Origin of the sequence: Aliagarivorans taiwanensis DSM 22990 (genome assembly GCF_000429505.1) — a bacterium.
Taxonomy (GTDB): Bacteria; Pseudomonadota; Gammaproteobacteria; order Enterobacterales; family Celerinatantimonadaceae; genus Aliagarivorans; species Aliagarivorans taiwanensis.
Map to the genome: position 1 here is coordinate 1 of NZ_AUBZ01000028.1, position 25,385 is coordinate 25,385.

The 25,385-nt window shown below is 54.4% G+C and carries 22 protein-coding genes and 2 pseudogenes; 10 read left to right on the plus strand and 14 right to left on the minus strand.

Annotated features, from left to right (window positions below):
• Window positions 1-311 (plus strand): annotated as a pseudogene (locus G462_RS22860) (IS4 family transposase); the annotation flags it as partial.
• Window positions 312-367: 56 nt separating this feature from the next.
• Here G462_RS22860 and acs read toward each other — a convergent pair.
• The 3 genes from acs to G462_RS0113795 all read right to left on the minus strand — a co-directional run bounded on the left by acs (window position 368) and on the right by G462_RS0113795 (window position 4,902).
• Window positions 368-2,320: an acetate--CoA ligase gene (acs, locus tag G462_RS0113785; protein ID WP_026959509.1), complete on the minus strand. Its 1,953-nt coding sequence runs from the start codon at window positions 2,318-2,320 to the stop codon at window positions 368-370.
• Window positions 2,321-2,491: 171 nt separating this feature from the next.
• Window positions 2,492-3,115 (minus strand): 3'-5' exonuclease, encoded by a 624-nt coding sequence (locus G462_RS0113790; protein WP_035477755.1) that lies wholly within the window; start codon window positions 3,113-3,115, stop codon window positions 2,492-2,494.
• A complete protein-coding gene (locus G462_RS0113795; protein ID WP_026959511.1) occupies window positions 3,115-4,902 on the minus strand; it encodes a DUF294 nucleotidyltransferase-like domain-containing protein in 1,788 nt (595 codons plus the stop codon). Before G462_RS0113795 ends, G462_RS0113790 begins: the two co-directional genes overlap by 1 nt.
• A gap of 200 nt (window positions 4,903-5,102) precedes the next feature.
• Between G462_RS0113795 and G462_RS0113800 the strand changes: the two genes are divergently transcribed.
• On the plus strand, window positions 5,103-8,612 hold the full coding sequence (locus G462_RS0113800) for a PAS domain-containing hybrid sensor histidine kinase/response regulator (protein WP_035477758.1): 3,510 nt from the start codon (window positions 5,103-5,105) through the stop codon (window positions 8,610-8,612).
• 43 nt (window positions 8,613-8,655) lie between these two features.
• Here the strand turns inward: G462_RS0113800 and G462_RS0113805 are convergent, their stop codons facing one another.
• The 4 genes from G462_RS0113805 to G462_RS0113820 form a co-directional block, all read right to left on the minus strand.
• A complete protein-coding gene (locus G462_RS0113805; protein WP_026959513.1) occupies window positions 8,656-9,306 on the minus strand; it encodes a response regulator in 651 nt (216 codons plus the stop codon).
• Between the two features lie 67 nt (window positions 9,307-9,373).
• Entirely contained in the window at window positions 9,374-9,973 is a 600-nt protein-coding gene (locus G462_RS0113810) for a LysE family translocator (protein ID WP_035477760.1), read from the minus strand.
• A gap of 117 nt (window positions 9,974-10,090) precedes the next feature.
• Window positions 10,091-10,993 (minus strand): LysR family transcriptional regulator, encoded by a 903-nt coding sequence (locus G462_RS0113815; RefSeq protein ID WP_026959515.1) that lies wholly within the window; start codon window positions 10,991-10,993, stop codon window positions 10,091-10,093.
• Window positions 10,993-12,780 (minus strand): protein-disulfide reductase DsbD, encoded by a 1,788-nt coding sequence (locus tag G462_RS0113820; RefSeq protein WP_026959516.1) that lies wholly within the window; start codon window positions 12,778-12,780, stop codon window positions 10,993-10,995. Before G462_RS0113820 ends, G462_RS0113815 begins: the two co-directional genes overlap by 1 nt.
• A 417-nt stretch (window positions 12,781-13,197) precedes the next feature.
• On the opposite strand from G462_RS0113820, the gene G462_RS0113825 reads away from it, so the two are divergent.
• The 3 genes from G462_RS0113825 (at window position 13,198) to groL (ending at window position 15,869) form a co-directional block, all read left to right on the plus strand.
• Entirely contained in the window at window positions 13,198-13,656 is a 459-nt protein-coding gene (locus G462_RS0113825; RefSeq protein WP_026959517.1) for an FxsA family protein, read from the plus strand.
• A gap of 226 nt (window positions 13,657-13,882) precedes the next feature.
• Window positions 13,883-14,173, plus strand: coding sequence for a co-chaperone GroES (locus G462_RS0113830; protein WP_026959518.1), 291 nt, complete (start codon window positions 13,883-13,885; stop codon window positions 14,171-14,173).
• Window positions 14,174-14,219: 46 nt separating this feature from the next.
• Complete coding sequence (gene groL / locus G462_RS0113835; protein WP_026959519.1) at window positions 14,220-15,869, plus strand: chaperonin GroEL; 1,650 nt, start codon at window positions 14,220-14,222, stop codon at window positions 15,867-15,869.
• 109 nt (window positions 15,870-15,978) lie between these two features.
• Here groL and G462_RS0113840 read toward each other — a convergent pair whose 3' ends face one another.
• A complete protein-coding gene (locus G462_RS0113840; RefSeq protein WP_026959520.1) occupies window positions 15,979-16,185 on the minus strand; it encodes a hypothetical protein in 207 nt (68 codons plus the stop codon).
• Between the two features lie 190 nt (window positions 16,186-16,375).
• Here G462_RS0113840 and G462_RS0113845 point away from each other — a divergent pair, with 190 nt between their 5' ends.
• Together G462_RS0113845 and G462_RS0113850 are read left to right on the plus strand one after the other, a co-directional pair.
• Window positions 16,376-16,843, plus strand: a complete 468-nt coding sequence (locus G462_RS0113845) for a putative pterin-binding protein (RefSeq protein ID WP_051326755.1) — start codon at window positions 16,376-16,378, stop codon at window positions 16,841-16,843.
• 1 nt (window position 16,844) lies between these two features.
• Window positions 16,845-18,764, plus strand: a complete 1,920-nt coding sequence (locus G462_RS0113850) for a putative bifunctional diguanylate cyclase/phosphodiesterase (RefSeq protein ID WP_026959522.1) — start codon at window positions 16,845-16,847, stop codon at window positions 18,762-18,764.
• Between the two features lie 11 nt (window positions 18,765-18,775).
• Here the strand turns inward: G462_RS0113850 and G462_RS0113855 are convergent, their stop codons facing one another.
• Both G462_RS0113855 and epmB read right to left on the minus strand, forming a co-directional pair.
• On the minus strand, window positions 18,776-19,099 hold the full coding sequence (locus tag G462_RS0113855) for a hypothetical protein (RefSeq protein WP_026959523.1): 324 nt from the start codon (window positions 19,097-19,099) through the stop codon (window positions 18,776-18,778).
• 74 nt (window positions 19,100-19,173) lie between these two features.
• Window positions 19,174-20,190, minus strand: coding sequence for an EF-P beta-lysylation protein EpmB (epmB, locus tag G462_RS0113860; protein WP_026959524.1), 1,017 nt, complete (start codon window positions 20,188-20,190; stop codon window positions 19,174-19,176).
• 34 nt (window positions 20,191-20,224) lie between these two features.
• Here epmB and efp point away from each other — a divergent pair, with 34 nt between their 5' ends.
• The 3 genes and pseudogenes from efp (at window position 20,225) to G462_RS0113875 (ending at window position 21,992) form a co-directional block, all read left to right on the plus strand.
• Window positions 20,225-20,791: an elongation factor P gene (efp, locus tag G462_RS0113865; RefSeq protein ID WP_026959525.1), complete on the plus strand. Its 567-nt coding sequence runs from the start codon at window positions 20,225-20,227 to the stop codon at window positions 20,789-20,791.
• Between the two features lie 161 nt (window positions 20,792-20,952).
• Window positions 20,953-21,388, plus strand: a pseudogene (tnpA, locus tag G462_RS22865) (IS200/IS605 family transposase).
• 409 nt (window positions 21,389-21,797) lie between these two features.
• Window positions 21,798-21,992 (plus strand): hypothetical protein, encoded by a 195-nt coding sequence (locus G462_RS0113875; RefSeq protein ID WP_026959526.1) that lies wholly within the window; start codon window positions 21,798-21,800, stop codon window positions 21,990-21,992.
• A gap of 80 nt (window positions 21,993-22,072) precedes the next feature.
• Here the strand turns inward: G462_RS0113875 and frdD are convergent, their stop codons facing one another.
• The 4 genes from frdD to frdA are packed head-to-tail and all read right to left on the minus strand — an operon-like array spanning window position 22,073 to window position 25,365.
• Window positions 22,073-22,408 carry a fumarate reductase subunit FrdD gene (gene frdD / locus G462_RS0113880; protein ID WP_026959527.1) on the minus strand — a complete coding sequence of 112 codons (336 nt, stop codon included), beginning with the start codon at window positions 22,406-22,408 and terminating at the stop codon, window positions 22,073-22,075.
• Window positions 22,409-22,418: 10 nt separating this feature from the next.
• Window positions 22,419-22,811 (minus strand): fumarate reductase subunit C, encoded by a 393-nt coding sequence (locus G462_RS0113885; RefSeq protein ID WP_026959528.1) that lies wholly within the window; start codon window positions 22,809-22,811, stop codon window positions 22,419-22,421.
• Between the two features lie 2 nt (window positions 22,812-22,813).
• Window positions 22,814-23,548 carry a succinate dehydrogenase/fumarate reductase iron-sulfur subunit gene (locus tag G462_RS0113890; protein WP_026959529.1) on the minus strand — a complete coding sequence of 245 codons (735 nt, stop codon included), beginning with the start codon at window positions 23,546-23,548 and terminating at the stop codon, window positions 22,814-22,816.
• Window positions 23,548-25,365: a fumarate reductase (quinol) flavoprotein subunit gene (frdA, locus tag G462_RS0113895; RefSeq protein ID WP_281171856.1), complete on the minus strand. Its 1,818-nt coding sequence runs from the start codon at window positions 25,363-25,365 to the stop codon at window positions 23,548-23,550. Before frdA ends, G462_RS0113890 begins: the two co-directional genes overlap by 1 nt.
• Window positions 25,366-25,385 lie beyond the last annotated feature (20 nt).

Consider the following 25,385-nt stretch of genomic DNA (forward strand, 5'->3'; position numbering starts at 1 on the left):
TTGCCACCCGTTTACTGCAGTTACGTTTTATCAAAGAGGTCGAGCCGAACGGCACAACCATGAACTGCGAACACGTGATGAGCACGAAGGCTTGGAAACTGTTGTGGATGAAAACGGTAGGAAAGCCACTACCCACGGGCATTCCGGATATGCACTGGGCTTACGAGAGCCTCGCCAGACTAGGTGGATGGAAAGATACAAAACGAACAGGCCGAGCGTCTGTGAAGGTGTTGTGGGAAGGATGGTTTAAGTTGCAAACCATCCTTGAAGGCTATGAGCTTGCGATGTCTCTTGAGCACGGGGACTTGTGATCAAGAGACAGCCCGAAGGTGGCTTTAAGCGTAGCGTAAGTAAAAGGTGTCGATTGCTAAACTGCGGCGGCTTTCTCTTCAATGAGTCGCTCGACCACGGAAGGATCGGCCAATGTGGAGGTATCGCCCAGCGAATCGGTCTCGTTGGTGGCAATCTTGCGCAGGATGCGGCGCATGATCTTCCCGGAGCGGGTCTTCGGCAGCGCCTCTGCCCAGTGCAGGATATCTGGGGTAGCAATTGGACCAATCTCTTTGCGCACCCATGCTTTCACCTCTTTATGCAGCTCGGCACTTGGCTCTTCGCCGGCATTCAGGGTGATATAGGCGTAGATGCCTTGGCCTTTGATCTCGTGGGGAACGCCCACCACCGCGGCCTCGGAGATCAATGGGTGGGCCACCAGTGCGCTCTCGATCTCGGCGGTGCCCATGCGGTGGCCGCTGACGTTGAGTACGTCGTCGACCCGGCCGGTGATCCAGTAGTAGCCATCTTCATCGCGGCGCGCGCCATCGCCGGTGGTATAAACGCCCGCGAAGGTGGAGAAGTAGGTTTGCTCGAAGCGCTCATGGTCGCCGTACACGGTGCGCATCTGCCCCGGCCAGCTGTCGAGGATCACTAAGTTCCCCTCGTTGGCACCCTCTAACACATTGCCTTCGTTATCTAGCAGCGCCGGTTGCACACCAAAGAACGGACGGGTTGCTGAACCGGGTTTTAGGTCGGTGGCACCGGGCAGTGGAGTAATCAAGATACCGCCGGTTTCGGTTTGCCACCAGGTATCGACAATCGGGCAGCGCTCATCGCCGATGGTGCGGTAATACCACTCCCAGGCTTCGGGGTTAATCGGCTCGCCCACCGAGCCCATGATCCGCAAACTGGAGCGGCTGGTGCCTTCAACGGCTGTGTCGCCTTGGGCCATCAGGGCGCGGATCGCGGTCGGTGCGGTGTAAAGAATGGTCACGTTGTGTTTGTCGCACACCTCACTCATCCGTCCGGCGGTTGGGTAGTTGGGGACGCCCTCAAACAATACCGTGGTGGCGCCGTTGGCTAGCGGGCCATATACCAGATAGCTGTGGCCAGTGATCCAGCCTACATCGGCGGTACACCAGTAGATATCGCCCGGCTGGTAGTCGAACACGTACTTAAAGGTCAAGGTGGCGTACACCAGGTAGCCGCCAGTGGTGTGCAGCACCCCTTTGGGTTTGCCGGTGGAGCCAGAGGTGTAGAGGATAAACAGCGGGTCTTCGGCGTTCATCGGCACTGGTGGGCAATCTTCCGATGCCGGCTCAGTGACGTCGTGCCACCAAACATCGCGGCCTTCCACCCAGTTGATATCGGCGCCGGTACGCTTGAACACCACCACCGCTTCCACGCAGCTACAGCCGGGGTTTTGCAGGGCTTCGTCGACATTGGCTTTAAGCGGCACGCTACGGCCTGCGCGAATACCCTCATCAGCGGTAATCACGTACTTGGCGGTGGCATCGATAATCCGGCCCGACAGCGCCTCAGGGGAGAAGCCTCCAAACACGATGGAATGCACCGCGCCAATGCGGGTACAGGCGAGCATTGCCACCGCGGCCTCGGCCACCATTGGCATATACAAGGAGACCACGTCGCCTTTTTTCACGCCCAGCTCTTTGAGGGCATTGGAGAACTTACACACCTCGCGATGCAGCTCGCGGAAGGTTAGGGTGCTGTCTTCGTTGGCGTCGTCGCCTTCCCAGATGATGGCGACTTCATCGCCGCGCTCTTCCAAATGGCGGTCCAGGCAGTTGGCACTGACATTCAGTGCGCCGTCTTCAAACCATTTGATATTAACGTGGCCGGGGTCGTAGGAGGTGTTTTTTACCTTGGTGAACGGAGTCATCCAATCAACCAGTGAACGTGCATGCTCACCCCAAAACGCTTCTGGGTTGTCGATGGATTGTTGGTACATGGCAAGGTATTGCTGGTTATCCAGCAGGCAGTTCTCGGCGATGTGGCTCTTGACGGGATAAAGCTTGGTCTCGCTCATCTTGCTCTCCTTGGCGGTAACGACGGCACTACCTTCGTGGCCATGCCTTTGTCTACAGATAATGTGGGTATAAAGACTCGCTCAGCGCCCTTATACCGACAATTAGACTTTAGGTTAAGCATATGTAAACGAAGTTAAAATTTGTGAGCTGTCAGGCGCAATTGGCAGCGATTACGCGGCGCTGGGGCGTGGTCCGAACTGTAGCCGAAGGTAGATCATGGCGGCATTGAGCGCGTCATCATAGGCCTGATGGCGAGCGCTTAAGGGGATCTGCAGGGCATCGCAGATATGGGCTAGATCCTGATTGGCGGGCATGCCTTCATGGGGCAGGTGTACCCGGTCGGCATACAGTTGGCCAACATCCACCAGTTGATTAACCAGCTGTAGCTGCAACAACTGTTTGGCGTAGCGTTTAAGGATGCGGAAGTCGTAGGCGATGTTGTAGCCCACCAATGGCCGGGGGCCGATGTATTCCAGCAGCTGTTCGATGCCTTGCTGTGGCGGAAGGCCTTGCTGTAAGTCTTGGTGGCGCAGGCGGTGCACCTTGATGGAGGTAGCGCCTAAGCGCACGCCCGGCCGCAGCTTCAGGTCCAGTCGCTGCGAGTGCAGGATCTGCTTACCAACGATCTTTACCGCGCCAATGGAGACAATCTCCGCCTCACTGGCCTTAAGGCTGGTGGTCTCGAAATCCAGCGCCACCAACTCGCCCACTGGCGCAGGCTCATACAGATAGTGATAAGGGCTGTGCCGCTGCTGGTGGCTGTAGAGCTGACGATAGAGGCCGCGCAACAACATCAGTAGTCCCGGATCTGGAAGTGATGGGCCAGGCTCTGCTTGTATTTTTTCACCACATGCAGGGCATGGCGCAGCAAGTCGCGCTGCCCGCGCTGTAGGTTGGCCACATCGATATGGTGGTAGCTCTCGGTTTTATCGGAGAGCTGTTGAATACGCAGCTTGAAGAACAGCAATAGCGCCTCGCTGAGGTTGGCGGCATGCTCGGGCTGAATCACCTTAGCCTGCTTGAGCTGTTCGATGCGCTCCAAGGTATTGGTTTGCTCGATGCCTTGCTCAAGCGCCATCGCCCGCACCCCATGCACAATGGGGAAGATCCCGCCTTTTTTGATGTCGATGCCCTCGTTGCGCACATTGCCAAGGAAGGTCAGCGGGGTGCTGAACTGCAGCGCCGGACGGGCAAAGAACGACAGCGCCACCTCGCGCTGGTGCATAGCTTGGATAAGGTGGCGTTTGAGTTTGCGCAGCAGGCTGCGGTTGCCCGCTACAGCATGGGCATCGAACATGATCGCCATATTCATCGCCGCATCGCCATGGCCGCTTTCAACCCAGCTATCCAGGGTCGAAGTCCAATCACTCTGGCTTTTCACCCAGGCCGGGTTATTCACCATGATCTTGCCCGGGCAAGGCGGGTAGCCCAACTTGAGCAGCGCATCGCTAAAAGCTTGCAGCTGCTGCTCGCGTTCCGGCCAGTCGTAGCTGTCTTCGATTATCAGGCCGTTGTCTTGATCGGTTTTGACGATCTGCTCGCCGCGCCCCTCGCTGCCCATCACGATCAGGCAGATGGCGTTATGGTGCTGTTCGGGCACGCATAGGCGGAACACCCGCTCGATTAACTGCTCGTTCATGGTGGCCAGCAGCTTCATGATAAACAGGGTGCGAATACCGTTGTTGCACAGGTTTTCGATCAATCGATTGAGGGTATGAGCGGCGTTGGCCAGCTCGTCGATGCTGTCGGCGCGGGCAATCTGCAGCGCCAGCACGTGGCTGTGGGTGGAGAACAGGCTCAGCAAGTGGGCCATCTCCATAATGCCCACCACCTTGTGTTGCTGCTTTACCACCACCCGCTCGATATTGTTACGGGTCATCAACAACATGGCGTTAAACAAAAACTCGCCCTGCTCCACCGAGATCAGGTTGAAGTTGGCCAGCTGGGAGACCGGGGTATCTAAGGACTGCTGGGTGAGTACCGCCGCATGCAGCAAGTCGGTACCGGTGAGCATGCCGATACAGCCGTCGTAGTCGACCAGCAGTGACTCCAGCTTTTGCTCGCGCATCATCTTGGTGGCTTGGTACAGGCTGGTGTCGCCATCGATCACCACCGCCAGCTGGACATTGCTCTCATCGATGGTGGTGAGGATAAACTCGGCCAGGTTCTTATTGCGTTCGCGCGATTCAACCAGTTGATGGCGGGTGGCCAAGTCATTTTGAAAGTAGTCGGCGAAATCGCTGTTCACTTCGGCCAGTTGGCGGAACACCTTAGAGGGCAGGGCAAAGCACAGGCACTCTTCCAGTGCGACGTAATCGTGTTTGCAGTAGCCGCCAAACTGGGAGCGAATATCGAAGCAGTCATCCAAGGTGTAGTGGGCGAAGATCTCATCGTTGTTGTCGGCGCGCTCTTCCACCTCGCCCTTAAGGATCACAAACAGAAACTGCGATTCCTGACCGGCGCTGAGGATCTTCTCTTGATTCTGGAAGTAGTGGATGTCCAGTTGGTCCAACAGCAGTTGACGCTGGCTACTATCCAGTTGATCGAAGGGAGGATGTTGGAAGTTAAAGTCGCTGGTCATGGCCTGCCGTTTCTACCTTTATCATCACGTCACTGTCATCACATAACAGCATCGAGATATTTGTTTGATCTGCCAGACGACTTTAGTCTTAGCGTAGGGAAGATGTGACGTGGCAAGGAGAGCAACCTCACATCATCGGCAATAACGTGCGGTGTCGCCACTACAAGGAAGATAGGCATTGCCACGCCAAAGGAGCGTCTATGTTGCAGGAAGGCTGGTTAGTGATCCCCTTGTCGATTGCCTATCTGGGGCTGTTGTTCCTGATTGCCTATTTCTGTGACCGCTTCACCCAGCCGCGCCTGCCCGGTCAAGCACTGATCTACTCCCTATCGATTGCGGTGTACTGCACCTCCTGGACCTTCTACGGTACAGTGGGGCAAGCTAGCACCAGCCTGCTGTCGTTTATCCCGGTCTACTTGGGGCCGATCCTGCTGTTCATCTTTGGCTGGAAGCTACTGGCGCGGCTAGTGCTTATCGCCAAGCGCGAGCACATCACTACCATTGCCGACTTTATTGCCGCTCGCTATGGTAAGTCGCAGACCTTAGCGGTGGTGATCTCCTTGCTGTGTATTTTAGGGATCCTGCCCTATATCGCCCTGCAGCTACGGGCGATTGTGATGGGCATCGACCTGTTCGGTGGCGAGCAGATGCGCTTAGCGGTGGGTGAGGGCAGTAGCGCCCAATTCGCTCTGTTGGTCAGTATTGCGCTGGCGATCTTCACCATGTTGTTTGGTACCCGCCATATCGATGCCACCGAGCACCACCGCGGGGTGATCATTGCCATCGCCTTTGAATCCTTGGTTAAGCTGGTGGCCTTTGTTTGTGTTGGCCTGTTTGCGGTAGCCCTGCTCGGGCAGTTGCCGGAGAGCGATGGCATGGTGATCCAGCAAAGTCTGGCGCAGCGGGTTGATGAGCTGGGGATTGCTGATTTCACTAACTTGGTTGTTGCCACCTTGTTGGCGATTGCCGCGGTTATCTGCCTGCCGCGGCAGTTCCACGTTACCGTGGTGGAGAACAATCAGGTAAGCGATCTGCGCAAGGCGCGTTGGTTGTTCCCCGCCTACCTGACCTTGCTGGGTATCTTTGTACTGCCGATTGCCTTGGCGGGTCAGCACCTGCTGGGCGACTCGGTGTCGGCGGATAACTATGTGATCTCGATGCCGCTGGTTGCTGGGCAGCAGTGGCTGGGGATGGCGGCGTTTTTAGGGGGCACCTCGGCGGCCAGCGGCATGGTGGTGGTTTCGACCATCGCGCTGGCGATCATGGTGAGCAATGATTTGGTATTGCCGCTGCTGCTTAAACAAGGTGGCTTGAGTCAGCGCAACTTCAACCAGTTCAGCGAGCTGCTGCTCAATGTGCGGCGCACCACCATCTTGGTGATCCTGCTGCTGGCCTGGGGGGCGCACCTGATGTTGCGCCAAGTCGAGAACCTGGCTGATATCGGCTTCCTCTCGTTCGCCGCAATTGCCCAGTTGGCGGTGCCGCTGCTGTTTGGCCTTTACTGGCGCGAAGGCAACCGCAGTGGTGTTTATCTCGGTCTGCTGTTTGGCATGAGCCTGTGGCTGCTCAACCTGATGAATATCGCCGGGCTACTGGCTGGTAGCGAACAAGATAACTGGCTGCGAGCCCTGTTCAGTGCCCCTGCCTGGCGCGGTGAGGCGCTGATCTCGGACAATAACTGGGGGATCTTACTCAGCCTGATCGGCAATGTGATTGGCTATGTGGCGGCCTCTAAGCTGACCAGCCCGGCGGTATCGGAGTGGTTGCAGGCCAGCAACTTCGTCGGCAAATCGACCCGCGCCAATGACCCCGGCTCCTTGCAGCACGCCAAGGTCAGTGTTGAAGAGCTGCAGATGTTGGCCTCGCGCTTTCTGGGCTCGCAGCGGGTTAACCAAAGCTTCTCCCGTTATGCGCGTTCGCGCTCCATGGCTTTGAGCCCGAACCAGCAGGCGCCAGCTGAGTTAATCGCTGACACCGAGAGGATGTTGGCGGGGGTGTTTGGCTCGTCATCGGCGCGCTTGGTGCTGGCCTCGGCGTTGCACGGGCGACAGGTGCAGCTAGAAGAGTTTGCCTCGATTGCCGAAGAGGCCTCGGAGCTGCTGCAGTTCAACCGCCACCTGCTGCAAGGGGCGATTGAGCATATCGACCAAGGTATTGCAATTGTCGATAAGGACCTGAAGATGGTCTCTTGGAACCGCCGCTATTTGGAGCTGTTCAATTTCCCCCATGGCTTTATCAATGTCGGCCGCCCCATCGAAGACATCATCCGCTTTAATGCCCGTAAAGGCTTATGTGGGCCGGGTGATGTGGAGGAGCATGTGCGCAAGCGGGTGACCTATCTGCATCAGCGGCATAGCCATACCTCGTCGCGCACCCGGCCCGATGGGCGGGTGATCCAGGTGCAAGGCAACCCGATGCCTAACGGCGGCTATGTAATGACCTTCAGCGATATCACCACCTTCCGCCAGGCCGAGGATATGCTCAAACAGGCCAATGTAATCTTGGAGGCGCGGGTGGCCCAGCGCACCCAAGAGCTGTCGAGCATGAACCAGCAGCTGATCCTCGCCACCACCGAGGCGGAAGATGCCAACCAGAGTAAATCCCGCTTCTTGGCGGCGGTGAGTCACGACCTGATGCAGCCACTCAATGCAGCCAAGCTATTCGCCGCCTCGCTGCTCGATAGCCGATTGAGCGACGAGCAGCAGTTTCTGGCGGCCAAGCTGGATAAATCCTTGTTCTCGGCAGAAGAGATTATCAGCGATCTGCTGGATATTTCACGGCTGGAGTCGGGCAAGGTGGAGGTGCGCAACGAGCGCTTTATGGTGGGTAACCTGCTGGAGCACTTACATGCCGAGTTTCAGCCGATTGCCGACCAGCAGCAGGTGCGCTTGCGTATCCGCGCCTGTCCCAATGCGTTGTTTACCGACAGCAAGCTGCTGCGGCGTATTCTGCAAAACTTCCTGACCAATGCCATCCGCTACACCCCCGATGGCTCGGTGCTGCTGGCGGCGCGCAAGCGTGGCCAGTGGCTACGGGTAGAGGTGTGGGATAACGGCCCGGGGATCGATGAAGACAAGCAGCAGCAGATCTTCGAGGCCTTCCAACAGGTGGATAACGGCCGTGCCAGCAAGGAAGGGCTGGGGCTGGGGCTAGCGATTGCCAAAGGCTTTGCCGAGTTATTGGGGCTGCCGATTGGGGTGCACTCGCGGGTGGGCAATGGCTCGATGTTCCATGTGTCGATGCCGCTGACAGCGCCAATGGTGGCACCGCAAGCCAGTGAAGAGAGCGAGAGCGTCGCGGTTACCCACGGCGCCAAGGTGCTGTGTATCGACAATGAGCCAGATATCTTGGTGGGCATGGAGCGCTTGCTGATGCGCTGGGGCTATGAGGTGGTGTGCTGTGAGGATGCCGATACTGCCGAAGAGCTGATCCGCGATGGCTGGCAGCCGGACCTGATCCTTAGTGACTACCATCTGGATTTTGGCAAGACGGGTTTGCAGGCGCTACAGCGGCTGATTACGCCGCTAGGCTTGCAGTGCCACGGCATCGTAATAAGTGCCGACCGTAACGCCGAGCTTATCGACACCATTCGCCAACATGGCTATGCCTACCTGAGTAAACCAATCCGCCCACTGCGTTTGAAGAAGCTGTGCCAACAGCTACTCAATGATCGCGGCGAAGCGAACTTCTGGCTGAAGCCCAGCGCATAAAGCGTGGCAGAAGGGAGGGTTCGAAGGATAGGAGAGCTAACAGCTAGCCCTCCTGATTACTTTCCAGATCGAGTTGCTGCAAGGCGATCACCGCTTGGGTGCGGCTTTTCACATTGAGCTTGCGGAAGATGGCGGTGACATGAGCCTTGATGGTGGCCTCCGACACATTCAGCTCGTAGGCGATCTGCTTGTTAAGCAGGCCCTCGTTGAGCATCACTAATACCTTGTACTGCTGCGGAGTGAGGCTGGCTAAGCGCTCAGCCATCGGATCTTCTGGTAGATCCTCTTGGTAAGAGAAGCCCTCGGGGAACCATTCATCGCCCTCTAAAATGCTCGAAACCGCACCAACCAATTGCTGCAGCGGGGTGGACTTGGGGATAAAGCCAGACGCGCCAAGCTGTTTGGCTTTTTGCACTACTTCCTGCTCCTCACTGGCAGAGACCACCACTATCGACAGCTCGGGGTGATGACCATGCAGATGGGTAAAGGCCGAAAAGCCATTGGCACCGGGCATTTTTAGGTCGAGTAGCAGCAGATCGGGCTCGCCATGTTGCTCCAGCAACTTGAGTAACTCGGCCACGCTATCTGCTTCGCGTAGTTCAGCATCGGGGACAGCAGTGCTAACGGCTTGGTTGAGCGCCGAGCGAAACAAAGGGTGGTCGTCGGCGATGATTATTTGGTAACAGTCTTCCATAACTCAATCACTTAGACGTTTTTTTGAACATAGCACCATGACAGAGTGGATTCAATTTGCTTCACCGCTAACTGTGAAGGCCGAGCAATGTTCCCATTCCCAGCAGCATTGAACCGCTTAGGGTGTTGACCTTGGGCATGTTGTTAAACAGCCGCGACTGGATACGTTGGGCACCGAGGATCTCGATAAGTAGCAGCCATACCACCGCGCACTGGACTAGCAATGCACTCGACATCAGCAGCTTGCTGGTGGCACTGGTATCGGCGGTAATAAACTGGCTGAAGATGCTCACCGCAAACACCAGCACCTTGGGATTTAACAGGTTGCAGCTAAGGCCGCTGCGCAGCGCTTGCTGGCTATGTTGAACAGCTTCTTGTTGAGCGGGGGTGAGCTTGCGGTGCTGCAGGATCTTCAGGCCGATAAAACACAGGTAGCCCGCACCACCGAAACGCACCACCTGAAACAGCCATGGCACCTGAGTCACCAGCAGGCTAATCCCGGCTAGGGCCAACAGGATATGGGTGGTGAAGCCGAGCAGAATGCCGGCTACACAGCGACGCGCCAGTTGTTTGCTTTGAGCGCTGTAGCGCAGCACCAGCAGCATATCCGGCCCCGGAGTGAGCATGCCAAGTAGATTAATGGTGAGTAGGGCGAGTAGCGCGTCCATGGGAGATCCAAGCATTTGAAAAACGCGCTAAGTGTATGGATTAACAAACAATCGTTAAATGGAAAATAGTTGACCACAAGTATTCCATTTTGGAATTTACTGCTAGCGGAGAGACGCCTAGTGACCAAGCTGCTCTATCAAGGTCTGGCGAAACCACTGATGAGCCGGATCGTGGTGCTGGCGATGATGCCAGATCAGCGAGAACTCGAAGGCCTGCTGTTTGAGTGGCAGCGAGGTGATCACCAGCCGCGGATGGCGGTCGTGGTAGTGACGGGCGATCTTCTCCGGCAGGGTCAAGATAAAGGGCGTCTCGGTGACTAGCTCCAGCGTGGCGGCGTAGGAGATCCCCTGTAGCTGGATCTGCCGACTCTGGCCCTGAGCGCGCAGCAGCTTGTCGATGCTGGAGAACTTATCCGCACCGCTGTGCACCGAGGCGTGGGCGAAGCGGCAATAGTCGCTGGCCTGGGGATCACTCAGTGCTAAATAAGGGTGGTCGTTACGCATCATACACACCAGCTTATCTTCACCCAGTGCCCGCGCGTGGAAATCACCGCTGTCTTTGGGCGGTAGGGTCATACCTATGTCCACCGCTCCTTGGCTGAGCTGGTGCGGAGTGCTGTCATCCCAGTTAAGTAGCTCGATCTTCAGCTGAGGGGCTTGCTCAAAAACTTGTGCCAGCAAGGGCGGCAGCAGGTGAGCGCTGACATAATCAGACGTGGCAAAGCGGATGGTGCGTTGGCACTTGCCCGGCTCGAAGGCCTGCTGCTGCAACAGCGAGTCGATGGACTCCAGCACGCTGGCCACCTGGGTTTTTAAGGCTTGGCCGCGATCGGTGGTCTGCCACTGGCCATCGACCCGCACCAGTAGTGGGTCGCCGAACAAATCCCGTAGCTTACTGAGGTGCTTGCTCATGGCCGACTGGCTGATATGCATCTGTTCGGCGGCGCGGCTGACGCTGCGCTCGTTCAATAGATGATAGAGCGCATTCAGCAGTATCAGGTTGACCTTGCCGAGCTGCATTACAGGCCGTTGAGGGTCAGGTGGGCGTTAAAGGCCTCTGCGTTCATAAAGCCGGTGACTCGGGCCTGACTGAGCTCTTGGCCGTTATCGGCAAACAGCAACAAGGTGGGCAGGCCTAGCACTTGATAGTGATTGAGTAGCTCAATGGCGGCGGCATCGGTGCGGGTGACATCGGCTTGCAGCAGCACCATAGTGTCGAGCTTGGCAGCAACCGCCGGGTCGCTAAAGGTGTACTGTTCAAACTCTTTGCAGGCGACACACCAGTCGGCATAGAAATCGACCATCACAGGGCGATTATGTTGCTTGGCGATGGCCAGTTGCTGCTCCAGTTGCTTAAGATCGCTGACTTGAATAAATTCGCCATGCTGCTGGGCCGGGGCTTGTTGCCACCAAGGTTGACTGGCCCAGGCGATACTTAGCCCAAGGGCGGTGACCAACCCTAGCTGGCGCAGGCTTTGCGCGAAGCTGAGTGTGCTTAAGCGGTTAAGGTGGTAGTAATAACTAATGCTGCCAGCAATCAGCGCTAGCCAAAGCAGGCGCCCCACCGATGGCAATACGAAACGCTCCAGCATCACCACCGCCACAGCCAGTAGCAGGATGCCAAATACGATCTTCACCTGCTCCATCCAGGCACCGGCTTTGGGTAGTAGGCGACCGCTGGAGGTACCTACAATCAATAGCGGCACGCCCATGCCCAAGCTCAGGGCGAACAGCGCCATGCCGCCGAGTACCAAGTCACCACTTTGTGCCACGAACAGCAACACGCCAGAGATAGGCGCGGCGGTACAAGGCGATGCCACCAAGCCTGAGATCGCGCCCATCAACGCAACGCCCCAGTACTGGCCGCCTTGTTGCTGGTTGCTCAGCTGATTAAGTCGATTTTGCAAGCTTGCGGGCAGCTGCAGCTGATACAGGCCAAACATCGAAAGCGACAGCAATACAAACAGCAGCGCGATGGCGCTTAGCACATAGGGATGTTGCAGCGCTGCCTGAAACTGTAGGCCAGCGCTAGCCACTACTAAGCCGAGCGCGGTGTAGGTGATGGCCATGCCCAGCACATAGGTAAGCGATAAGCTGGCGGCTTTGCGGGTGCTTAGCGGTCGCTGTTGGCCAGCGATAAGCCCAGTGATGATCGGGTACATCGGGAACACGCAGGGGGTAAAGGCCAGACCCAGCCCGATAGCAAAGAACAGTGCGATGTTAATCCAAAGCGCCTGACTCTCCAGACGACTGGCAAAGCCTTCATGTTCGCTTTGTGTTGCGCTTGGCGCGCTAGTTGCTGATGAGGCATTGCTTGCAGATGACGAGGCCGGCCCGGAGGGGGCAGAAGCACTTGCTGCAAACAGCAGCTGCTGGGATTCCGGTGGATAGCAAAGCCCAGCATCGGCGCAGCCTTGGTAGGTAATGGTGGCTTGAGTCGCTTCGCCCAGCGCACTCAGTGGCACCGCCACATCCAGTGGTTGGCGATAGATCACCACATCGCCAAAGTAAGGATCGTGGTAGTCCTTGCCTGGGGGTAAGCTCAGGTCAACGGCCTGGCCGCTGACCTCCAGTTTGAACTGGCCTTGATACAGGTAGTAGTCGGGAGTGATATCCCAGCTCAGCAGTAGCTGATCAGCAGTCACTTGATAGCTAAACGGAAAGGCTTCATTGACCGGCAGAAAGTCATTGGCATTGGTGCTGCTCGTTTGCTGGCTGAGCGTATCAAGCAGACTGGGAGATGCGTGCAGCGGCGTGGCTAAACCTAACAGCAGGGGAAATAATGCAAACCAACAACGAGTAGCCATAGTTTTGGGTTCTATCCTTCAATGCAAATATCGAAAAGCTAGGGCGGGCCGAGCAGCCTTTTATACCCGAACGAGCTCAAGGTGCGTGTTCAGCGAGAATTTCCTAGCCCTCAGGCAAGGCACTGCTGTGCCGATCTAGTGGCCTAAATCAAGGAGCAGTAACGCTGTGTGAGCTACTCCGAATCCTATACCTTGAGGAACCCTATACCTTGAGGTCGTTCGGGTATATTAGACAGCAACTTAGCGAAAAAACTTACACAAGTCGTCGACTTTTATAGCATCGCTCAGCTTTTGTGCAAAAGCGTGACTTACACCAATCCGAGGTAATACCCTTTAAATCGTGCAAATATGCCCCATATTATAGGGTATACGCATCCAAAAATTTGCTTAAGACAAGACGCTCAAGAGGATAATCCGTTGTTTCTATATATCTTGTTATTACTCGCCGGCCTGAGCTACGCAGAGATTTATGTGCTGATTGCGGTCGGCGCAAAGGTCGGGGCCTTTAGCACCATCGCCCTGACGCTGTTAACCGCCATCGTCGGTGGTTCCTTGGTGCGCAGCCAAGGCCTGCAAACCGCATTCGCGGCACAGAACGCCATGAACCGTGGTGAGGCGCCTGCCCAGCAGATGCTCGAAGGGCTGATGCTGATTATCGCCGGGGTATTGCTGTTTATGCCCGGTTTTATTACCGACTCAGTAGGTATGTTGCTGTTGATCCCCGCCCTGCGTGGTGCTGCTGCCCAGCGCTTGATCGTGAAAGGCTATATGCAAAGCGTGCGTTTCCGTCGCCCTCCGGGTGGTGGCAGCGACAGCGATGTCTATGAAGGTGAGTTTGAGCGTAAAGACGACAACGACCACGATCGTCTGAACTAGTCAAAACAGCCAACGTTTAACAAAAGGGTGCGAAAGCGCCCTTTTTTGATGCCCGCAGCACGCTATCGGGCGGATAGCGATGGGCTACAACGAAAAAATTCAAAAAAAATCTGGGTTTCCCCCTTGTAAGCGTTTTTTATGGCCCCATTTTTAAATGCAACATCAGTTTTGCAGCCATGTGGGCTGCGCAACTAGCAACCTCGATTGTTTTTAAGGAGAGATAGCAATGAACATCCGTCCGTTGCATGACCGCGTCATCATCAAACGCAAAGACCAAGAGAGCAAATCTGCTGGTGGCATCGTGCTAACTGGATCTGCAGCAGAGAAGTCTACCCGTGGTGAAGTACTGGCTGTAGGTAAAGGCCGTATTCTGGAAAACGGTGAAGTACAAGTGCTTGACGTTAAAGTCGGCGACACCGTGATTTTCAACGAAGGCTACGGTGTGAAGTCTGAGAAAGTAGACGGCGAAGAAGTGCTGATCATGTCTGAATCAGACATTCTGGCAATCGTAGAATAATCTCCCTTTCAAGAATTAAAGCTGAAATCGTTTAAGGAAATTAATCATGGCAGCTAAAGACGTACTATTTGGTAATGACTCGCGCGCAAAGATGCTGGCGGGTGTTAACGTACTAGCAGACGCAGTAAAAGTAACTCTGGGCCCTAAAGGCCGTAACGTGGTTCTGGACAAATCGTTCGGCGCACCAACCATCACCAAAGATGGTGTATCGGTAGCTAAAGAGATCGAGCTGGAAGACAAGTTCGAAAACATGGGCGCACAAATGGTGAAAGAGGTTGCCTCTCAAGCCAACGATGCGGCCGGTGACGGTACCACTACTGCAACCGTTCTGGCTCAGTCTATCGTAAACGAAGGCCTGAAAGCTGTTGCTGCTGGCATGAACCCAATGGACCTTAAGCGTGGTATCGACAAAGCGGTTATCGCTGCGGTTGAAGAGCTAAAAGCCCTATCTACCGAATGTGCCGACTCTAAGTCTATCGCTCAAGTAGGCACCATCTCTGCTAACTCTGACGAAACCGTTGGTAACATCATCGCTGAAGCGATGGAGAAAGTTGGCAAAGAAGGCGTTATCACCGTTGAAGAAGGCCAAGCGCTGGTTGACGAGCTGGACGTGGTTGAAGGAATGCAGTTCGACCGTGGTTACCTGTCTCCTTACTTCATCAACAACCAGGAAAACGGCACCGTAGAGCTGGAAAGCCCGTTCATCCTATTGGCTGACAAGAAAATCTCTAACATCCGTGAGCTGCTGCCACTGCTAGAAGCCCTGGCTAAAGCAGGCAAGCCGCTGCTGATCATCGCTGAAGATGTTGAAGGCGAAGCGCTGGCAACTTTGGTTGTGAACAACATGCGCGGCATCGTTAAAGTATCTGCGGTTAAAGCACCTGGCTTCGGTGACCGCCGTAAAGCCATGCTGCAAGACATCGCGATCCTGACCAACGGTACCGTTATCTCTGAAGAGGTTGGCCTGGAGCTTGAGAAAGCAACTCTGGAAGACCTGGGTAGCGCTAAGCGTGTGGTTATCTCTAAAGACAACACCACCATCATTGACGGTGTAGGCGAAGAAGCCAACATCCAAGGTCGTGTGACTCAAATTCGTCAGCAAATCGAAGAAACCACTTCTGATTACGACCGTGAAAAACTGCAAGAGCGCGTAGCTAAACTGGCTGGCGGTGTCGCGGTAATCAAGGTTGGCGCTGCCACCGAAGTTGAGATGAAAGAGAAGAAAGACCGCGTAGAAGACGCGCTGCACGCAACCCGTGCTGCGGTTGAAGAAGGCGTAGTTGCTGGTGGTGGTGTTGCGCTGGTTCGCGCGGCCGCTAAAGTAGCTGAGCTGGAAGGTAGCAACGAAGACCAAAACGTAGGTATTCGTCTGACACTGCGCGCGATGGAAGCGCCACTGCGTCAAATCGTAAGCAACTGTGGTGAAGAAGCCTCTGTTGTAGCGAACAACGTGCGTGAAGGCGAAGCTAACTACGGTTACAACGCTGCGAATAACAGCTACGGCGACATGCTGGAAATGGGTATCCTGGATCCAACCAAGGTAACCCGTAGCGCGCTACAATTCGCCGCATCTGTTGCTGGCCTGATGATCACCACCGAGTGCATGATCACCGACAAGCCACAAGACGCAGCAGCCCCAGCAGCCCCAGATATGGGCGGCATGGGCGGTATGGGTGGCATGGGCGGCATGATGTAATCATCCCCCGACATCTAGCCAAACCAAAAAAGCAGCTCTTAGAGCTGCTTTTTTTGATCCCGGCGTTATCGAACCAGCAAGAGTACTCGGCTACTTATGCGGGTTGGTACTAGACAATGGCGAGCAGGTTCTTACCTAGATAGGCGGTAGCTGCTACCTTCACCGCCATGCCGGCCACGTTGGCGGCGGTCTTTACTGGTGATTGCGGATCGATAAGATTCGAAGATTTGTTGGATGGCTCTTTACAACTATCCAGTGGACACAGCGATTTCGGCACAACCATGTGCACGGCCTCATGAATAACATCTCCTACCATAGTTCCTCCTTGAAAGGTCGCATCAGTATTTTTATCGACCAGTAATTACTTTCCTTTAGCGCTTGAGATGCCAATAATTAACTTCCGACTTATTAGGTGTTTAGCTTTTTGCTTAGCGAGTGATTTCTCGGTCAGGTTTGGCGCAGTTAACTACACTGAAGCAAGAAACTGACAAATAGCAGGAGCGCCTATGCGTCGCGTTGCCCTATTGCTGGTACTGATACTGGCTTGGGTGCCTAAAGTACTCGCGGATAATGTGCTGATCATCCAAGGCAACATCCGAGAGGTGTCGGGTATGGCCTTCTCCCTTGAAGACATCAAAGCGATGGAGCAACACAGCTTTGTCACCAAGCATCCGTGGACGGAAGTGGGGCGGCGCTACCAAGGGCCGTTGCTTGCTGATGTGCTCGATGTTGCCCAAGCCAAGGGAAAGATGCTGCGGATGGTGGCATTAAATGATTACGAGGTTGAGGTGGATTTCTCGGATATCAAAAAGTTTCAGCCGATCCTGGCCTGGCAGCAAGATGGCAAGACCCTCTCAATTCGGGAAAAAGGGCCGCTCTGGCTAATGTTTCCCGTCGACGACTATCCCGAAGTTAAGAACAAGCGCTATAACGACTACATGATTTGGCAGCTGCGCGTCATTGAAGTGAAGTAGTATGTTTTCAGGTTTTACCAAGCAATTTTCGCGACATCGCGGTCTTCGTAAGCTGTTGCTTCCTGCCATTATTTTGGTGTTCTTGATCAGTGCATCCGTCAGCATTGCCCAGCTACGGCAGATTATCGCTGTGCTGGAAGCGCCTCGGATGTCGACCACTTGGGCGGTCACCCAGTTGCTGCAGGAACATCAGCGCTTTGCCTCACAATTAAAGATCTATCACCTCGGCGGTGGCAGTAAGGGCGAGTTGATGCTGCGCTATGACATCTTCTGGAGTCGCTTCAAGGTGTTGTTGGAAGGTCAGGAGACCATCACCTTCCGCCACAACGATATAGAGCGGCGTTTTGTCTCTGATCTGTTTATGGAAGTGCAGCGCATCGAGCCAATGTTGCTCAGCCTAAACCGTGAACACAGCAGCATTGCATCAATCATCGACAGCCTGGAGGGCTATACCCCAAGGCTGATGCGAATGGTTAACTACGAGTTCCAGCGCCGTGGCAGCATGGATGACAAGAACGATGCCAAGATGCTGCGGTTGCAGCTGTCTTTGGCCCTGTCGTTTGGGGTGGTGTTTATCAGCGGCGGCTTGCTGATCTTCTACATCGTTCAGGAAAATCGCCATACCCGCTATCTGGCCTACCACGATGCCCTCACCGGCTTATCTAATCGCGCCGGCTTGCGGGCCTTTATCGCCCAGCATTGCGCTGATCATCGCCACTATGCGCTGATGATGCTCGATTTAAATGGTTTTAAAGGCATCAACGACAGCTATGGCCATGAGTTCGGTGATCGCATCTTGAAGGCAGTGGCACAGCGCTTACAAGGCCTGATGCGTCAGCAAGACGTGGTGTGCCGGATTGGCGGTGATGAGTTTTGTGTGGTGCTAACCCACGTGCGTTCGCGAGAAGACTGCAGTGGCCTGGCGCGGCGCTTGATAGAGGCACTGGAGCGACCGATCTCGATGGAAGGTCGGTTATGTTTAATCGGTGCAAGCATCGGCATCAGCTTGGCCGACGAGTCCAAGCTCGATTGGCTGGGGGTGCTGGGCCAGGCCGACACCGCGATGTATGACACCAAGCTAAGCAACAAAGGCAGTAGCTGGAAGTTTTACCAAGGCAAGATGCAGCGTGCCAAGGAGCGCCAGCAAACCCTGCGGGTGGAGCTGCGCGAGGCGCTCAAACAGCACAAACTTGAGCTGTATTATCAAGCCATCACCGATCTTAGCTCGAACAGCATAGTGGGGGTCGAAGTTCAGGCGTGCTGGCAGCACCCCAGCTTTGGCTGGGTGGAGCAAAGTGAGCTGACCGAACTGGCCTTGTCGGTGGGCTGCATTAGCGAGTTAGAAGACTGGCTGCTCTCCAGCGCGGCGCAGCAACTCAAGCGTTGGCACCATGGGGTGAGTAATCGCCTGCTGCTGATGGTGTCACTGTCATCGACTACCTTGCATGGCGATTTGGTCAAGCAGATTAACCGGGTATTGATTGAATCGCGGGTGATGGCGAGCCGGCTGATCATCAACGTGATAGAGAGCAACAGCCGCAACTCCTTGCTGGATGCCATTGATGCGATCAACGAGCTACGCCGAATTGGGGTGGGTTTGTGTCTGGATAACTTTGGCTCCGCCGACTGCCCCTTGGATCTGCTTAACGACCTACCCGTGCAGTTCCTGCGCGGCCCACTGGGCAACATGTTGAGTAAGGCCTCGGGTGGTGACGAACAGGAAACCCTGTTGGCGGCCACGGTGATGTTTGCCAATCGCCTTGGGGTGAAGCTGGTGATTAATGGTGTGCGCGATGAAAAGCAGTTGGCTGAGTTGCAAGCGATAAGCCAAGAGGTGTATGTGCTGATGGGGTCGGTGGATGTGGTTGCGCCGGCCGAGGAGTTTTCGCGCTATCTCGACCGACAGTTTAACGATGGCTAATCGGCTAGGGCTTACTGCGCCTTAGCGACATCTTTGAACTGCGCCAACAGCAGATGCATCTGCTCAAGTTTGGCAACGGTTTGTTTGAGTTGCGAGACAAAGTGTTCCTCATCTTCGCACTCTTCCAGCAGTACCAGATCGCTGGCCAGCTCTTCCACATAGGGCAGAAACTCACGCTCGTGGGTTTTAAACAGACTCTCTTCGTCGAACAGCGCATTAAACTTGCCGTGTCCTTGCTCAGATAGCTGCTTGAGGACCCGGTCTGCATCTACCGCTTTGTGGTAGATCTCTTTTAAGTTGGTCTGGATCTGCTTGATGACTTGTTGAGTATCCATGGCTGGCACCTTGGTTTTCTCCTTAGTATATCGTGGATTCGTTAGGGTGATGCGCGCGCATATCGCTTTGTCGCTCACATCTGTAAATCTATCGGGGTTTTGCTCGATTTGCCTGCTTCTTCTCGTGATAGACGCGGAACCAGGTAGCCCGGCAGGCGCCGATACAGCTGCTTGATAAGGGCGATGGCTTGCTCTTGCGCAACCTCGAAGTGGCTAGCACCGGCAACCCGGTCCAGCATAAACAGGTAGTAGGGAAGGATCCCCACCTCAAACAAGCGGTTACTCAGCGCGCAGAGCGTGTCAGCGTTATCATTCACATCCCGCAGTAACACCCCTTGATTGAGCAGCTGCACGCCAGCTTGTTTAAGCTTGAACATGGCTTGGCTGAACGCCTCATCTATCTCATTGGGGTGATTGATATGGGTGACCATCACCACCGGTTTCGCAAAGCTGCCTAGCAGGTCGACCAGCTCCTCGGTTACCCGGGCTGGGATCACTACCGGCAGGCGTGTGTGGATACGCACTCGCTGCAGCTGGGGCAGCGTCGCTAGCTGGGCAAACAGCTTGGCCAAGTGGCGATCGTTGGCCATCAAAGGATCGCCACCACTGAGGATCACTTCATCGATCTCCGGGCGGGCGGCGATGTAGGCAATCGCCTCGCTCCAGTCCTGGCCGGGCTGGTTGTCCTGATAGGGGAAATGACGGCGGAAGCAATACCGGCAGTTGACCGCACAGCCGCCTTTGAGAATCAGCAGTACACGGCTGCGATACTTGTGCAGCAGCCCCGGCACCGCCGATTGATGCTCGCCCAATGGATCGCTGGTAAACCCGGCCTGTTCGATGAACTCATGGGCGGCGGGCAGCACTTGGCGCAGCAAAGGATCATTAGCATCACCGGTTTGCATGCGGTCGATAAAGGCTTGCGGCACCCGCATCGGAAACAACTTGCGTGCCTGGATGTCTTTTTGGAAGTGCTCTGGCTCCAAACCCAATTGCATCAGCAATTGTGCTGGGTTGCTCACGGCTTGAGCGAGCTGTTTTTGCCAATTTCCCTGCACAGCGGCGGCGTTTCGCGTTATTATTCGCTGCATCGAAAAAGCAATTACCTTGTATGTTGAGGACAAAATGGCGTCATATTCTACCAATGATTTTAAAGGCGGGCTAAAGATTATGCTCGACGGTGAACCTTACTCGATCATCGAAAACGAGTACGTAAAGCCGGGCAAAGGCCAAGCCTTCAACCGTGTTAAGCTGCGTCGCTTGTTGACCGGTAAGGTACTGGAAAAAACCTTCAAGTCTGGTGAGAGCTTTGAAGGCGCTGACGTAATGGATATGGAACTGGCTTATCTGTACAACGATGGCGAGTTCTGGCACTTCATGAACAACGCAACCTTCGAGCAGATTGCCGCAGACGCGAAAGCGGTAGGTGACGCCGAGAAATGGTTGGTTGAGCAAGATGTTTGCACCGTTACCACTTGGAACGAAAACCCGATTTCAATCACTCCACCGAACTTTGTTGAGCTGGAAGTGACCGAAACCGATCCTGGCCTGAAAGGTGACACTGCAGGTACCGGTGGTAAGCCAGCCACGCTGAGCACTGGTGCGGTGGTTCGTGTACCACTGTTTATCCAGATCGGTGAGGTAATTAAGGTAGATACCCGCAGCGCTGAGTACGTAAGCCGCGTGAAGTAATTACCGGTTTGTCTCGGAGCCCGCTTTAGCGGGCTTTTTTTTATTTTCGGCCCTAAACCACCTACTTCAGTAGGTGGTTATCATCCGGTGAGGCTTTGCCTGAAGACCCACTCATGCTAAATGCGCCTTTGATTTTTAGCGAAGTCAAAAGGACAAATAACATGAGTAGATACAAGCAAGCATCACACGTATTTTGGCGGTGTCAATATCACATAGTTTGGACGCCCAAATATCGATTTAGGATATTTGAGAAACAATGTAGGGAAAGAAGTCTATCGGTGTATTCAAGTTTACTGTGCTCAGTTGGGATGTGAGGTGGTCGAGCTCAGCGTCCAAAGTGACCACGTACACTTGGTTGTAAAGGTTCCGCCAAAGCTGAGTGTTTCCAAGCTGATGGGGGCGTTAAAAGGGAAGATAGCTCTGAAGCTATTCAACAAGTTTCCGTACTTGAGGAAGAACAAGCTTTGGGGCAACCACTTTTGGCAGCGAGGGTATTTCGTAGATACTGTAGGTATTAACGAAGAAATCATACGCCGATATGTAAGACATCAAGAGAAAGTGGAGCGTCAAGAGCAAGGTGAGTTGGCGCTGCACTAGACAAAGGCCCCCTTCGAGGGGGCTCATTCAAAGCCACCTTCTTTAGAAGGTGGATATTTACTTAGAGAAAAGTAATGTGTAAAGCATCAGCAACAGCTGATATAGCGCGGCCATTGACAATGCAATAAAATGCACCAAATGTGCGTATTTTTTCGCCGATTAGAGTTTTGTGATCCAGCCATCGTTGTAATCGATTTCCTTTGTAAGTAATTAATCCTACAAATACCGTCTTCAACAGGTATTTATATTATTCTCAACGGGAAAAAAACCGTCTACTCGCTTGATTTGATTTAGATCAATTTGGCCCTTTGCACCGTTATTAGTGCTGTGTAATGCTTGTTTATGCGCCGCTGATATTTCGCTGTTTTTCGTGAAATGGTTTTCAAAATATGACACAGGAGTGGGTAAAGTGAGTAACGTACATGTTAAAGCATCACCGGTTTACCACTACGCCGATCAGGCCGGGGACTACCCAATGGGTGTGTTTGAGATGCTAGCGAGCAAGGAAGCCGAATTAGAGCTGCTTAAGCAGCGTACTTCGCAACTGGAGAGCGATATTGCCCGGTTGAAGAGCAGCTGTAGAAGAGATTTAAACTGCGCGTAGATGCAGTTGTAAGGTCAAGCAAGGTCTGAAATAAAAAAGCCACCCAGGGAACGGGTGGCTTTTTTGTCGCTAAGCGAGGCTTAGAACAACAGCAGGTAAGCCGCTGCTACAGTGCCTAGTGCTGCCGCGCCGTAGAACGCCGCTTTAACACCGTTGCCCGCGTGAACACCAAAGTCATGCAGACAGTGGTACAAGCGGTGTAGGCTCAGCCACAGTGGGAAGCTTACCGCTGCCCAGATGATCAGGCCACCCAGGATGTTGCTGGCGAAGGCATCAACGCGAGCGAACGAGAAGTCCACTGCGCCCATTGGCGCCAGGATACCGGTGATCAGGATGAGTACTGGCGTCAGCAGTGCTGCAACCATACCGCCTGCACCAAACAGACCCCAAAATACTGGTTCGTTAGAACGTTTCATCTGTTTCTCCTTACAGCACGAATGCGATTAGCAGGCCAATCACGGTTACGCCGCCCAGTACTGCGTACAGGGAGCCGGTGATGACGTTGTCAGCAACACGCTTTTCGCCGATCCACAGGTTGGCCGCTTTAGGCGCCAGTGAGAACCAGGTTGTCGCGTGGTACAGAGTCCACAGCAGAGTGATCACGTGGAACACGATTGCCAGTGGGTTGGTCAGGCCAGCAAACCAAGCGTCGAACGCTGCTTCGCCGCCGCGCAGGGCGTTCAGACCGAACAGCAGGATAACGCTGTAGGCCAAGATCACCAGGCTAGACAGTTCACGTACGATGTACATGGTGTGGAAGTTGTTCTTAGTCCACCAAGTCGAGCCCATTTTACGAACATAAGGTTTACGCTTAGACATTCTTATTCTCCTGGCTTGAGCATGGCAATCACGTAGTCCTTGGCGCTGTCCACTTTGCCAAGCTGGATAGCAGCGGCTGGGTCAACTTTCTTCGGACATACATCAGAGCAGTAACCTACAAAGGTACAGCCCCAAGCACCTTCGTGGGCGTTCAGGAACGCCATGCGCTCTTCCTTGCCTTCGTCACGGGTGTCGTTGTTGTAGCGATGTAGCAGTGCCAGTGCAGCAGGACCCATGAACTTGTCGTTCAGGCCGTACTGAGGACAGGCTGCGTAGCACAGACCACAGTTGATGCACATAGAGAACTGACGGTACTGTTCCATCTCTTTTGGAGTTTGGATTGAGCAGCCATCTTCTGGAGTCTGTTCAGTCTCACGGATGATGTAAGGCTTGATAGCTTCCAGCTTAGCGATGAAGTCGCTCATATCCACAACCAAGTCGCGCTCGATTGGGAAGTTGGCCAGAGCTTCGATCTTCATGCCTTGTGGGTAATCACGCAGGAAGGTCTTACAACCCAGCTTCGGTACACCGTTAACCATCATGCCGCAGCTGCCACAGATCGCCATACGGCAAGACCAGCGGTAGCTCAGGGTTGGGTCTAGTTCGTCTTTGATGTAAGCCAGAGCTTCAAGTACAGACATTTCCTTGGTGTAAGGAACGTCGTAGCTTTGCCAAAACGGTTCTTTGTCCAGTTCAGGGCGGTAGCGCTGAATTTCAACTTTCATTACCTGGGACATTATTGTGCCTCCGCTTCTTTCTGGGCTGCAGCTTCAGCAGCGGCTTGTGCTTCAGCAGCTTCACCGTACAGACGCTCTTTCGGCGCAGACTTGGTGATGCAAACTGGAGAGTAATCGATGGTCGGCGCTGCGTCTTCTTGGAAGAAAGCCAGAGAGTGCTTCAGGAAGTTCTCGTCGTCACGCTTCTCGAAACCGTCCAGGCGCTGGTGAGAACCACGGCTCTCTTTACGCAGGATGGCTGAGTGAGCCATGGTCTCTGCAACGTCTAGCAGGTAGCCCAGCTCTACAGCGTACAACCACTCGGTGTTGAACACTTCAGTGTCATCAACCAGTTTGATGTTCTTGTAGCGCTGCTTCAGCTCGGCAACTTTTTCGATGGTCGCTTGCATGGCTTCTTCGGTACGGTAGATACCTACACCGGCTTCCATGGTGCGGCCCAGCTCGTTGCGGATATCAGCAGGGTTTTCGTCACCGTTGATATCTTTAAGTGCCAGGTACTTAGCCAGAATCGCTTCAGCTTTAGCTTTAACCACTGCGCTGTCAGCGTGCTCGGCAGCGATAGCGGCTTTAGCGGCTTCTGCGCCAGCCAGTTGACCGAATACAGTGATTTCAGTCAGTGAGTTAGAACCCAGACGGTTAGCACCGTGCAGACCTACAGAGGCACACTCACCAGCGGCGTACAGACCTTTAATGCGAGTTGCACATTTCTGGTCAGTTTCGATACCACCCATGGTGTAGTGAACGGTAGGACGAACTGGGATTGGCTCTTTAACCGGGTCGATACCTACGTACGCTTTAGCCAGTTCACAGATGAACGGCAGACGCTCGTGCAGGTAGTCTTTACCCAGGTGAGTCAGGTCAAGGTTTACGTAAGTGCCAAGGTGGCCTTCCATTACGTTACCTTTCTGCTCTTCTTGCCAGAACGCTTGGCTTACACGGTCACGTGGGCCCAGCTCCATGTATTTGTTCTTAGGTTGGCCAACTGGAGTCTCAGGACCCATGCCGTAATCTTGCAGATAACGGTAGCCGTTTTTGTTGGTCAGGATACCACCTTCACCACGACAACCTTCGGTCATCAGGATGCCTGAGCCTGGTAGGCCAGTTGGGTGGTACTGAACGAATTCCATATCACGCAGAGGTACGCCTGCACGGTAAGCTAGCGCCATACCGTCGCCGGTTACGATACCGCCGTTGGTGTTGTAGCGGTATACACGACCCGCACCACCGGTTGCGATGATTACTGATTTAGCTTGAATCAGCTTGGCTTCGCCTTCAGCGATGTCCAGCGCGATAACGCCTTTTACTTCGCCGTTTTCAACAACCAAGTCCAGTACGAAGTGCTCGTCAAAGCGCTTGATGGTTGGGTACTTGATAGAGGTTTGGAACAAGGTGTGCAGAACGTGGAAACCACTTTTATCTGCAGCAAACCAGGTACGTTCGATTTTCATACCGCCGAAGCGACGAACGTTAACAGTACCGTCTGGGCGACGAGACCAAGGGCAACCCCATTGCTCAAGCTGGGTTAGCTGCTTAGGCGCGTTCTCAACGAAGTATTCAACTACGTCTTGCTCACACAGCCAGTCACCACCTGCAACGGTATCGTTGAAGTGGTTGTCCAGTGAATCATGATCCTGCGCAACACCCGCTGCACCACCTTCGGCGGCTACGGTGTGACTACGCATGGGGTAAACTTTGGAAATGAGTGCCACTTCCAGCTCAGGGTGCTCTTTGGCAACTTCGATAGCTGCGCGCAGACCAGCACCACCTGCGCCGACAACGGCAACGTCGGTTTTGATGATTTCCACGTTCTTCTCCACGATGTTTTTATAAACTCAGC